The 12,495-nt window shown below is 41.2% G+C and carries 11 protein-coding genes and 2 other annotated features; of the genes, 1 reads left to right on the top strand and 10 read right to left on the bottom strand.

Annotated elements, in window-relative coordinates; translation table 11 throughout:
* Nucleotides 1-27 precede the first annotated feature (27 nt).
* The 8 genes from FGG79_RS01860 to FGG79_RS01825 form a co-directional block, all read right to left on the bottom strand.
* Nucleotides 28-633, bottom strand: a complete 606-nt coding sequence (locus FGG79_RS01860) for a phosphoribosylanthranilate isomerase (RefSeq protein WP_138776056.1) — start codon at nt 631-633, stop codon at nt 28-30.
* Nucleotides 630-1,418 carry an indole-3-glycerol phosphate synthase TrpC gene (trpC, locus tag FGG79_RS01855; protein ID WP_138776055.1) on the bottom strand — a complete coding sequence of 263 codons (789 nt, stop codon included), beginning with the start codon at nt 1,416-1,418 and terminating at the stop codon, nt 630-632. The genes FGG79_RS01860 and trpC overlap by 4 nt, the downstream gene beginning before the upstream one ends.
* On the bottom strand, nt 1,419-2,444 hold the full coding sequence (trpD, locus tag FGG79_RS01850; RefSeq protein ID WP_138776054.1) for an anthranilate phosphoribosyltransferase: 1,026 nt from the start codon (nt 2,442-2,444) through the stop codon (nt 1,419-1,421).
* Nucleotides 2,416-3,027 carry an anthranilate synthase component II gene (locus FGG79_RS01845; RefSeq protein ID WP_138776053.1) on the bottom strand — a complete coding sequence of 204 codons (612 nt, stop codon included), beginning with the start codon at nt 3,025-3,027 and terminating at the stop codon, nt 2,416-2,418. Before FGG79_RS01845 ends, trpD begins: the two co-directional genes overlap by 29 nt.
* Complete coding sequence (gene trpE / locus FGG79_RS01840) at nt 3,024-4,418, bottom strand: anthranilate synthase component I (RefSeq protein ID WP_481747262.1); 1,395 nt, start codon at nt 4,416-4,418, stop codon at nt 3,024-3,026. The genes FGG79_RS01845 and trpE overlap by 4 nt, the downstream gene beginning before the upstream one ends.
* A 78-nt stretch (nt 4,419-4,496) precedes the next feature.
* Nucleotides 4,497-4,745, bottom strand: a binding site (T-box leader).
* Between the two features lie 46 nt (nt 4,746-4,791).
* Nucleotides 4,792-5,037 (bottom strand) — a binding site (T-box leader).
* A 90-nt stretch (nt 5,038-5,127) separates the two neighbouring features.
* Nucleotides 5,128-5,985: a GNAT family N-acetyltransferase gene (locus tag FGG79_RS01835; protein ID WP_138776051.1), complete on the bottom strand. Its 858-nt coding sequence runs from the start codon at nt 5,983-5,985 to the stop codon at nt 5,128-5,130.
* A gap of 442 nt (nt 5,986-6,427) precedes the next feature.
* Complete coding sequence (gene panF / locus FGG79_RS01830; RefSeq protein WP_138776050.1) at nt 6,428-7,873, bottom strand: sodium/pantothenate symporter; 1,446 nt, start codon at nt 7,871-7,873, stop codon at nt 6,428-6,430.
* A complete protein-coding gene (locus FGG79_RS01825) occupies nt 7,866-8,141 on the bottom strand; it encodes a YhdT family protein (RefSeq protein ID WP_138776049.1) in 276 nt (91 codons plus the stop codon). Before FGG79_RS01825 ends, panF begins: the two co-directional genes overlap by 8 nt.
* Nucleotides 8,142-8,602: 461 nt before the next feature.
* Here FGG79_RS01825 and FGG79_RS01820 point away from each other — a divergent pair, with 461 nt between their 5' ends.
* Nucleotides 8,603-10,153: a hypothetical protein gene (locus FGG79_RS01820; protein ID WP_138776048.1), complete on the top strand. Its 1,551-nt coding sequence runs from the start codon at nt 8,603-8,605 to the stop codon at nt 10,151-10,153.
* A gap of 750 nt (nt 10,154-10,903) precedes the next feature.
* Here FGG79_RS01820 and FGG79_RS01815 read toward each other — a convergent pair.
* Both FGG79_RS01815 and ku read right to left on the bottom strand, forming a co-directional pair.
* Complete coding sequence (locus tag FGG79_RS01815) at nt 10,904-11,572, bottom strand: phosphatase PAP2 family protein (RefSeq protein ID WP_138776047.1); 669 nt, start codon at nt 11,570-11,572, stop codon at nt 10,904-10,906.
* A 32-nt stretch (nt 11,573-11,604) separates the two neighbouring features.
* The gene (ku, locus tag FGG79_RS01810) at nt 11,605-12,441 is read right to left on the bottom strand and encodes a non-homologous end joining protein Ku (RefSeq protein ID WP_138776046.1); all 837 of its coding nucleotides are present in this window, start codon (nt 12,439-12,441) and stop codon (nt 11,605-11,607) included.
* Nucleotides 12,442-12,495: the final 54 nt, after the last annotated feature.

Below are 12,495 nucleotides of genomic sequence, written 5' to 3'. Positions count from 1 at the left end.
ATTCCTCCATTCTCTAGTTTCATAACCTTACACCGATTTCACTTCTGAAATAAATGATTCTATCTTCAACCGATCCTTCTTTCCGGCTATCTCCACTCCACTTGAAACATCCACCATATAGGGACGGACCTTCTTGATCGCTTCCCGCACATTTTCAGGATTCAACCCCCCTGCTAGAATCAGATGATGTGGATGGGTTAAAGCTTCTGCATAATCCCAATTAAATGTCGTCCCATTCCCTCCACGATGAGGTCCCTTCCCACTATCCAATAAGATCATCTCACCAGGATAGTGTAAGCTTCCGTTAATATCCTCTTTCTCCTTTATTGAAATAGCCTTGATAAATGGAAGATCGAGACCTTGGCAGAAAGTTACGGATTCATCTCCATGAAGCTGCACATAATCGAGATTTACCGTTTTATAAATTTCAGTCAGATTCTCTTTCGACTCATTCACAAACACACCAATTTTCAATACATGGGCAGGAAGTAAGGCACTGATCTTTGCTGCAGTTTCCACGTCAATTCTTCTTTTACTATCAGCGAATACAAAGCCTACCGCATCAGCCCCGGCTTCCACGGCCCATTCGGCTTCTTCCTCCCGTCTTATTCCACAAATCTTCACTTTAGTCATTTCATCACGTCTTTTCTTACTTGCAGACAAGCGAGTGCCGCTTGTGGGTCATGACTTCTCATTAAGGTTTCTCCTACAAGCACTCCATGCGCACCTGCATTTACAGCCCTTTGGCAATCGTCTTCATCCCTTATTCCACTTTCACTGATTAATACGACATCCCGCCCCTGAACCATGGAGCCAAGTACCTCCGTAATTTTCAAATCCACTTCAAAGGTTTTTAGATTCCGATTATTGACGCCAATGATGGTTGCACCAAGGTCCAGTGCTTCCTCCATTTCTTCTTCATTATGAACTTCAACCAGAACTTCCAATCCACATCTGGTAGCATAACTATATAATTCTTGTAATCTGTCAAATGATAAGGCAGCCACGATTAATAGAATAATATTCGCTCCTGCATCTTTAGCCCGATCAATCTGGATTTCATCAATGATAAAGTCTTTACAAAGAATCGGAATTGCAACCACACGACGCACATTTGCAAGATCCTCCATCCTACCTTTAAAGAAAGGGGTATCGGTCAGGACAGAGATGGCGCAAGCACCAGCTTCTTCATATTTCCCCGCTTGCGCTACCGGATCCACTTCTGTTCGGATATCCCCTTTTGATGGTGATGCCCGCTTTATTTCTGCGATCACTTGCAGCGCTGAGGCAGATTTTAACGACTCGTACAGTGTTTTTTTTGGGGTATCTTCCTGATAATATGATTCATATCCTGTCTGTTTTAATTCATTCACTTCTTCTTTCTTCTTTTCAATAATGGTGTCTAAAATCGTAGACAATTAAATCACCTGCTTTCGACGTTGTTGGCTATAGTGTACTAGGGATGTTAGTTTTCCCTTTGCCCTACCGCTTTCGATGCTTTCTCTTGCAAGCTTTACACCTTCTGCAAAGGTTGAGGCTTTCCCATGTGCAAACAATGCGATTCCTGCATTTAATAGGACCGTATCAGTGTAGGGTCCTTCTTTTCCTTGTAAAACGTCCTGTAAGATGATGGCGTTTTCCCTTGCATCTCCACCTCTTATCTCTTCAAGGGAATAAGCAGGAAGGCCGACTTCCTCACCTGATAACGTGAATGAAGTAATTTCTCCATCCTCCAATAGGACGAGATGATTTTCACCAGCCAGGGAAGCTTCGTCCATGAAGTCTGCACCATTTAGAACGATTGCCCGCTTTCTGCCTAATTCATGTAAAACTTTTGCCATCGTTTCTAATTTGTCTCTTCTATATACTCCTATCAGCTGGGTTTCCAATTGGATCGGATTCGTTAATGGACCAATGAGATTAAAGATGGTCGGGATCTTTAATTCTTTCCGAACTTTCATTATTTTTTTTAGTCCTGAGTGGATATTGGGCGCATATAGAAAAGCAATATTTGTTTCATTTAACAAGCTTTCCACTTCATTTGCCTGGAAGTCCAAGGAAACGCCAAGATGCTCCAATACGTCTGCACTCCCGGTTTTGCTGGAAATACTTCTATTTCCGTGCTTTGCCACGTTTACCCCTGCCCCTGCTAGGACGAATGCACTCGTTGTACTGATATTAAAACTTTGTGATCCATCTCCACCTGTTCCACAGTTATCCATTACATTTTTAACAGTGCTTGTAATCGGCAATGCTTTCTCTCTCAGTACTTCAACGAGCGCTGTCATTTCATCGACCGTTTCACCTTTCATTTTCAATAAGGTAAGAAAACAGGCAATTTGACTCTCTGTCGTTCCATCCAGGAACAATTCCTGTACGGCTCTCCTCATCTCATCTCTCTCTAATGAATGACCCCTAGATAATGCTTGTAGATAGTCTTTCACGGTTATTCTCCTTTCTCATCTCAGCTAAAAAGTTTTGAATAATTTTCTTTCCTGTTTTCGTCCCGATAGATTCAGGATGAAATTGAACCCCGTACAGAGGAGACTTCATATGCTTTATGGCCATAATCTCTCCATCGTCCATAGAAAGTGCGACCGTTTCTAATGGCGGTTGCAGGGTTCCTTTCTTGATGACCAATGAGTGGTACCTCATCACTTCCAATGGTTGAGGAAGATATTCAAATACACCGCTGCCATTATGTTTAATTAGGGACGTTTTACCATGCATCACGTTTCCAGCGATTTCGATGGTTGCTCCAAATGCTGCTCCGATCGCTTGATGTCCTAAACACACCCCGAGAATGGGCACGCTTTTGTGAAGATTCTGGATAACTGAAGTGCAAATCCCCGCATTTTCCGGTTTCCCGGGTCCCGGGGAAAGGATGATCCCTGAAGGATTTAGAGCTTTAATTTCGTCCAGTGTAATCGCATCATTTCGTCTGACGATTACCTCTTCACCAAGTTCCTCAATATATTGATATAAGTTATACGTAAAAGAATCATAGTTATCAATGAGTAAAATCATCCTGTTACCTCCAATAATGACTTTGCTTTATTCAGTGTTTCTTCATATTCGCTTTTAGGGTCTGAATCATACACGATGCCTGCCCCTGCTTGAACGTTTGCCACACCATCTTTTAGAACCATTGTGCGAATCGCCAAGGCGAAGTCCAAATTTCCGTTCACCCCAATATATCCGACAGCACCTGAATACACGCCCCGTTTGGTCGTTTCAAGTTCATTGATGATCTGCATTGCCCTGATCTTCGGTGCCCCACTGACCGTACCCGCTGGCAAGCAGCTTGTTAATGCTTCAAGTGGGGATACCTCATCTTTCAATTCACCCTTTACCTCTGAAACGATGTGCATAACGTATTTATATCTTTCAATGGTTAAGTACTTGGATAAATAGATAGAGCCGATCGTACAAATCTTTCCTAGATCATTTCTTCCTAAATCAACAAGCATACGATGTTCGGCAATTTCCTTTTCATCTGATAGAAGTTCGCTCTCGAGCTCCATATCTTCACCAGCTGTTTTCCCTCTTCGTCTTGTTCCTGCAATCGGATTGGTTGTAATCTGACTTCCCTGGACTTTCAACAAGCTTTCTGGTGATGCACCCAGTACGACGTACTCTTCGAAATCAATAAAGAACATGTATGGTGACGGGTTGGATTTTCTCAAACTTCGATAGAAAGAGAATGGATCACCGGAAAATGATGCCTGTAGTCTCTGAGAAAGCACCACTTGAAAGATTTCTCCTTCTTTAATGGATTCCTTTGCCTTTTCCACCTTCTCCATGAATTCATCTTTAGACGTTTGAGCATGAAAGGAAAGTCGATCCAATTTTTCTTTGTGAGTGTCCAAATACACATTGGTCAGCTCCGCTTCTATCCCCTTAACTTTATCTTGAAGATTTTCACTTTGCCCTTCTGCCCACTCATTCATGACTACGATGAATACTTTATGCTCAAGGTGATCGAAGACGATAACTTTTTCATAGAACATAAGGTGTATATCCGGCATCTCCAATTCATCATTGGGGGTGATCCCGATTTTCTCATACTGTCTGATCACATCATAAGCCAAATATCCAACTCCTCCGCCTGCAAACGGGAAAGGTACGTCTTGTAATTGCTGATGAGGAATAAGGTTCTGAATGATTTCAATCGGATTCCCTACTCTTTCCTCTATTTGATCAGAAGCCGTCTTTTTAATCTGTACGTTACTTCCGTAAGCCTTGCATTCCATAAATGGATCGCTTCCTACAAATGAATATCGACCGGATTGCTCATGCTTCAGTGAACTCTCCAATAAAAATTTCTTCTTACCCTTCATTGATTGAAAGAGTGATATTGGAGTGTAAACATCACCATTCAATTCTTTCACTACATATTTCAATTCCTGCTGTTTCATCATTTTTATGCCTCCAATTATCTATTCCCATATAAACATCCATAAAAAAAAGTCCCCTATGAACAGAAAAATCTGTTCATAGAGGACGATGCTGACCGCGGTGCCACCTCTCACTTGGGATACATTAATGCATCCCCTCTTAATTCAAGTACGGGGTTTATAACCCGATACTCTATCCCTATAACGGTGGAGTTCCGTACAATCCTACTTTCATTCAGATCATCTCTCATAAGTCCATTCCAGACAAGCTATCATGCTAAGGTCTCACCATCCTTAACTCCCTGTTATGCATCACTTGAATGTACTCCTCTTACTCAACGATTTATCATTATTTAGTTATAAAAAAAAGGCATCTCAAATCCATTTACATTATGTAAAGGACGAGATACCCGTGGTGCCACCTTTGTTGACTGCTCATACAGTCCACTCAATCGTATCGAAGCAAAATGCTTGAATACGCGTCTTTTGTAACGATAAGACTTTCGCCAAATCCTACTCCCTAAGGTTTCAGTTTGGAAGCTCGGAAGTCCATTCCCTTAGATCGCTCACACTAGTTCTCACCAACCACTAGCTCTCTACAGTGTCGATTCCAGGTACTCCTCTTCGTCATAGCCATTCGCTCATTTAATTAATTGTTTATTATACTAATAGCTTTCAACTTAAATGTCAACTCTTTATCATTAATCATATTCTAATAGGTGAAAAAAGGTTACACAATGGAGATCATCATTGAATCACAAACAGGTTTATAGCCGATTTCCATATAAATTTTGTTGGATGTAGGATTATCCATGTCCGTATAGAGAGAACAGAAGGAATGATCTTTCAGCAGTAACCGGCTCAGTTCGGCAACCACAGAAGAAGCGTATCCTTTTTTCCGCCATTCACGGGGAGTATAGACAAAATTGACGGTTATTCCATTTTCCGTTCTTCTTGCTCCCCTCGCCATAGAAACCGGTTCACCATCCACTTCCCATATGAATACATACTTTTCATTGTCAATCATGTCTCTGGCCCGGTCCAAAGCCTCTTCCTGAGAGAATGACATTTCTCCGGTATCTTCTACAAAACCGATGATCCATCGGGTAAGAAGCTCAACATGTTTTTCACCTGCTGATACCATCTTCCCACCGCTAAATGGGATATCATTCACCTTATCCAGTTGATACACACGCTGATTCATTTTCACATGGTATCTGTCCCCCGTTAAATGGCACCAGGAATGGGTCAGTTGAAAGGCGAGCTCCTTCTCAGCTAAAAAGCCGGGAAAGGTGATTCCTCTGTTCTCACATACTATTTGCAGCCCTTTGACTATTTCATGGATATCTTCTTTCTTCACCTTCAATGTACTTACCAGGTAGTGTGGAGGAGTCATGATGAATGCTCCCACCACGGAACCAGCCTCATTTTCAACTAAAAGAAGGAGAGGATTCTGGTATTTGTCACTTGATATCATCGAGTTCAATAAGCCCAATGGCAGATTATTCGCAGCTTCATCTTCCATTAGCAAAGAATAAGCCTTATCATGAAAGGCTTTCACGTCCGTAAAAGCTGTTAGCTTATACATATTATCACCCCATTCCAAAATTCGACATTTACTAAGGGGATTCCTCCTTCATTCAGAGATTTCTGTCTATTATCGACCTGAAACTACTTCTGTTCCAATTAGTAGCTTTCGCCATCCCTCCTATAATTTTTCAACATATCATCACCCTTTTTCCAGCTAAAAAAAATGATGCTTGGACAAAAGGATTTTAGCCAAAGAAAATCCGAACGATTATTCGATATTCTTTCATGAAAATCGAAAACGTTCGGATTTTTTATTATTGTTGTAAAAGCGTATTCAGTGCATTTAACTGGTTCTAGCTGTTGATTGGAGTGCAAGACGAAGACACCTTCCCCCCCCCCGAGGAAAGCGAAGTCTTGCACGGAAATCAACAGCGGTGTCACAAGAAATCATAACATGGTCATTTATTCTGATTGTTCATTTTTAAATTATATTGGTTTCGTTATGTCCCAGCCTCATCCAATTGATTTTTGGGTTGTGTACTCACAGAAACCACCACATACATGAAGAAGGAAATGATAATCGGAAAAACTACTGTATGCATATCTAAATAATTGGGGGCAAAGCTGTGGAATAAGATATATGCTATAAGTCCAGACACCATTGAAGCGAAAGCTCCATGCCCATTCCCCTTTTTCCAGTACAACCCCAAAACAATCGGCCATATAAAGACAGCCTCTAGACCGCCGAATGAAAATAAATTAAGCCAAATAATTAATTCAGGGGGACTTAATGCCATTAGAAAGACCAGTATCCCAGTAACACTTGTCACCCAAAAACTAATCGTCTTTATCTGTTTTTCCTTCGCATCCTGATTGATGAAATTCATATATACATCTTTTACAATCGCAGAAGATACAATCAGTAGCAGTGAATCCACAGTTGACATGATCGCCGCCATCGGTGCGGCCAGCACAATTCCAGCCAGCCAAGGCGGGAGAACTTCTAAAGCGAGTAGTGGCATGACCTTATCTGCTACTTCAATTCCAGGAACCACCACTCTTGCAAGAACTCCGATCAGATGCATACCGAGCATGATTGAACCGACCACGATTGTACCGATGATCAAGGCTCTGTGTAAAGACCGGGAATTTTTATAACTCATGGCTCTTACTGCTACTTGGGGAAGTCCAACAACACCTACTCCCACTAAGATCCAGAAAGAAGAAATATACCTTGCGCTCAATTCACCGTTTGGCCCGTTTGGACTCACTAAATTGGGGTTTTCGGCTTGCAATTCCATCATGATATTCTCCATGCCGCCCCCGGCAATGATCGTGGCGACAAGCAGAATGATGGTCCCTCCAAGCATTACCACCCCTTGAATTGCATCTGTAATGGCAACTGCACGGAAGCCACCTATAATTACATACACAAGAACCGATATTGCAAAAAGGAAAAGTGCCGCTTCATAACTTAACCCCGTCAAGGATTCAATGAGCCGTGCTCCCCCTACCCACTGGGCTATCATGGCAGAAAACAAAAATAAAATAATACTAACCGCAGATAGGATGGTAATCTTATTGCTCCCGTATCGTCCCTGTAAATAATCAATCAATGTGACTGCTTTATACTTTCGTGACATGATAGCAAACTTCTTCCCGAGTATAAGGAGGACAAAATAACCTGTCACCACCTGACTCATGGCGAGGAGCACCCACGATAACCCATATGTATAGGCAGCACCTGGTCCTCCAATGAAGCTACTTGCACTTCCGTAGGTGGCTATCATCGTCATCGCCAAAATAAAGCCTCCCAATTGGCGGCTCCCAAGGAAGTATTCCTGAACAAATGAATCCGATTTACTTACATTTCGTGCTGTATAAATTCCCACCATAAAAATTACAATTAAAAAAGCAAATAAGGGAATTAAGGCCATATTATTCACGATAATCCTCCTCTTCATCAAAAGGAATATCTGTAAGAAGGTATTTCACGACAACCATCACTAAAAATACCATTAGTACAAACCCCATGACGCAGCTATAAAAGAACCATGCAGGCATTCCAAGGATCCAGTCGTAATCTGAGACCGATTGACCTCCTAAGCCGAAGGCAAATCCATACCACCATAAAAAATTTATAAGAACGAGTGCTATTCCGATTAATGCTTCGTGGTTGGCAATCCGAAACCGTCTATCGTCTTTTAGATTCACTTACTTTTATCCCTCCCTATAATTAAACATCCTTTAACAATTTACGACAGAAGGATACGAAATGCAATAAAAACAAAAGCAAAAACGTTGGTGTTTTCACAAGAAGACGACCTTATGAACTTGAAAGGTTTTCCTCCATAATATAAAGGGAAGTGCGGAGAGACAAACGATAGCTCAACCTAAACTACACAAAAAAACAGACCCAAAGCATCTGCTAAAGGTCCGTCTCTCTTTACCTAATAAAGGGGGTTTATCATGAATCATTCCATCTGTTGAAAGAGGGGGAACTCTTTTGTATCAATGAGAATGATTTTCAATATCATTGTAATCCCCATAAAACAAAATGTCAATACGAAAAGATTACAAACATATAGGAAAATTCTGGTGTGTTCTCGATCAAATTGTGGTAAAATTCTAAATTGTACTCACACTAAACATAGAGAGAAAGAGGGGAAATCATAGTGAGAGCAAAATTTAAAACCGTTGGAATACCGATTCTATTCATTCTTTTGTTTGTAGGAGCACTATTCTTTCAACAACTTTTACAAGTCAAAGAGCAACCTCATCCTGATTGGAGCAGATCGATCCCATTCGATTACACGTCAGATGAACGACCGCTCGTCTTTTCCGGGGAAGAAGGACTTTTCCTGGCAAGCAAGGGATCGGTGACTCAATTTACCTTTAATGAATTCCTCGATGCCAAGAAAGTAAAAACGCTTCATACGAGTGTTACACGAGGCAAACCCTTTTGGACAGATGGAAGTAGGGTCATACAGATTAAAGACGACCAACTGACTTCAACCGAAAGCGGAGAAGTGAAGATAATCGCTGAAGAAGTAACAGGAATCAGCACATCATCAAAAAATGTTTATTATTGGAATAAAGAACATCTGTATTCCCTAAATACAAAAGATTTATCCGTTAAGGAGATTCACCGTTTTTCAAATGAAATCATGGACGCATACATAGGCGAAACAGGCAGTGCCATCGTACAAGTGAAGCAGGATGACACACACTCTCTCCTTCACTATATGGATGCTGACCGAAACATAATTGAACAGCCATTTGCGGTAGTGAATACTGCTACGAACCAGCATATTAGCGGCTTAACATTTTCGGACGATAACAAGCAATTAACCATCCTTTATAATGAGGAAATGCGTGCACAAGGAACACTATCATATAAGATATTTAAACTAAAAACACCGTTGGACGAAATAGGAAGTTCCATTTTGAAACCGGCACAAGTCGTGTTTACCAACGAAATGTCCGGGTTCAAACTGCAAAGTCCTCGATCTGTTCAGCTCGCTATCATTAAAGGGAAAGAATCAATTCTTTTCACGTCTGAAAGCCACAGGGTGGGGGATCAAAATGCGGTAAGCCTTTACTTGGCCCCTTTCAGCGATTCAACTCAATTAGCGGCTGCTCCTATTGGTACAACCAAGCATTTTACCTATTCACCCCTTCAAATTACGGATGAAAGCATTCTATGGCTGGATTATGGAGGGGATTATTATGAGCTATTCGGGGCTTCTCAAAATGATCAGGTCATTGCTAAAAGTACTGAGTGGTCTAAACGAAGCGTAAAAGAAGCGGTTAATGATGGTGTACTCATGCTGTTTAGCAGCTTGCTTACGATATTGGTTTCGTTTTACTGGGTTTTGCCATCCTTATTCATCCTGATTCTACTCTATATGTTCAAACCGAATATTTTCGAAAAAGAAGGAATCATCTGGGTCGAATATGCTTCTATCATTCTTTTCTTGGCAATGCCTTTCACCTTCATCAGTAAAGCGATGGGAGATTACTTCTATTTTTCCGCTCCTGAATACTTGACGTTTTCAGGGAGTAAGTATGTATCGTTATTTCTTATCGGTGCACTCTCCGCCCTTATATGGAAATGGGGAAGAGATAAAGATTGGGGAACGTTTGGAGGAGCATTCTATTTTATGGGAATCTATATTCTTCTTTACGTTGCTTTGATCGGACCATATATTTTCAATTTGTTCTAAAAGCTTTTATTAAACCTTCATGATTTGAAGCTGTTGCCCTCACCATCTCATTGACAGAGCCTTAGCAGTTCTCATATTAATAGGCTCTTTTCGCAAAGATTGTTGTTTTCTAACGTAGGTGCTGTCCCAGCTCTGTCAATAAGTGTGTGCGATAGATGATGAGGGAACGGCTTCGCTTTCCGGCGGACGAACGGCCAAGCCTCCTCAGCTGCGCTTCCGGGGTCTCGGCACGCCCGTTTTTCCGCAGGAGTCTACGCCGTTCCCCTCACCATCTAAATAAGATATTGTGACAGAGCTTACTAGTGAAAAAAACGAATGAAATAGTATCATACTATTCAAGCTTAAATCGACCACTGCACACGTTGAAAATTGATGTTTTCTAGCCGTGTATAGTAGTAGATTCGTCCTCATACTTAGAAAGTTGATTGTAGCGGAAGGTGCTCGACTCCTGCGGGAATTGCGGGAAAGTTGAGACCCCGCAGGGCAAGCCCGAGGAGGCTCAACTCACGCCCCGCGGAAAGCGAGCACCTGCAGCGGAAATCAACCACTACTCGCTACTTTCTATAGCATCAAAGTTACGAAAACAGCCTACTAATAAAAGAAGCTGTAACATAGCGAAAATCAATATAATCTAAAGACGAACAGTCAAAATAAATAATCCGAACGTTTTCGATTTTCATGGATGAACATCGAATAACCGTTCGGATTTTTCTTTGGCTAAAACCCTTTTGTCACAGCCTCTTTTCTTTATTACGCTTCTTCTTTCCAACGCTTACGCTTGTAGAAATACATATATATCGTAATGCAAAGTGTGAGCCATGCACCTCCAGCAGTAAAACCGCCAACTATGTCACTTGGGTAATGAACGCCCAGGTACACCCTGCTAATCCCAATCAGAAGGACAAGTAAGCCGACTGCCGCTACACTGGCCCATTTATATCGTTTGTGATCAATGGCACGAAACAGAATGAATGCGAGTGAACCGTAGAAGATAAATGAACTCATGGAATGGCCACTGGGAAAGCTATAACCTCCTTGTTCAATCAGCGCTTCGATATCCGGCCGTTCCCGTTTAAAAATCCATTTTAGCAGCCAATTAAACCCAGCTCCTGTCAAGATAGTAACTGATACAAAAAGAGCAAGCGGAACTTTTTTTAAAATAAGCAGTATGGCAACAACACATATAGCAAAGATTGCAATCCCTTGAATGCCGCCAAGGAACGTGATCGAAGTCATGATTGCCGTGAGCTTTGGTGAAATGGTACCTCTAACGATATCAAATACCCCATTATCAAATTTGGCGATTTCGTTTTCTTTCCATTCTTCTACGATGGATACGAATCCCCATGTAAATGCAATAAAGCATAATAGGGAAATAGTAACAAAAACACCTTGTTTAATCTTTTTCTCCTCCAACACTTTTCACTCTCTCCTTACTTACAACGACCATTTTATTGAGCTTTTTTCTTGGAAGTTGCTTTCTTTTTTGTTTTTGATTGCTTTTTCCCTTTCTTCGGTTTGGATGAATCAATAGAGGCTTGAAGAGCCGCCATTAAATCTGTTACATTTTCTTTTGGTTCTTTTTCTTTTGCCATTACTATTGTTTCCCCGGTTTGTTTTGATTCTATCAATTGACTTAATCGTTCCCGATACTGATCTTTATAATTTTCTGGTTGAAATTTAGTCGTTAATTGATCAATGAGCATTGTTGCCGTTTCCAATTCTTTGGTTGTAATGTCATCTTCTTCAGGGACATTCGGGACATCACCGGTCCCTCGTACTTCATCAGGGTAATGAATCGTTTCCATTACGAGCGTATGCTCATACACCCTAACAATGGAGAGTTGCTCTTTTGAACGCATGGTCATTTTCGCAATTCCCACCTTTCCTGATTCCTGAAGGGCTTTTCGTAATAGGGAGTATGCTTTTTTCCCTCCATCATTCGGTGAAACGAAATAGCTTCGATCAAAAAAGATCGGATCGATTTCCTCGATTTTGATAAAGTCTACGATCTCGACAGCTTTTTCACCACCGACATCCTTCAATTCCTTCAATTCGTTTTCTTCAAGAACCACAAATTTCCCTTTCGTCACTTCATAGCCTTTCACAATTTCATGTTGGTCTATTTCTTTTTCACAGGTAGGACATACCTTTTCATATTTAATCGGGGTATGGCATTCTTTATGAAGTGATCGAAGCTTAATATCTCGATCTTCTGTGGCTGCGTGAAGCTTTATGGGTATGTTCACCAGTCCAAAACTGATGGAACCCTTCCAAATGGTATGCATATCTTTAAATACCCTCCTTTACTATAACTAATCCCTTATCCTTATCATTTTGTT

Origin of the sequence: Bacillus sp. BHET2, assembly GCF_005938125.1 — a bacterium.
Classification (GTDB): Bacteria; Bacillota; Bacilli; order Bacillales; family Bacillaceae_B; genus Rossellomorea.
This window is presented reverse-complemented; position numbering and strand designations above follow the sequence as displayed.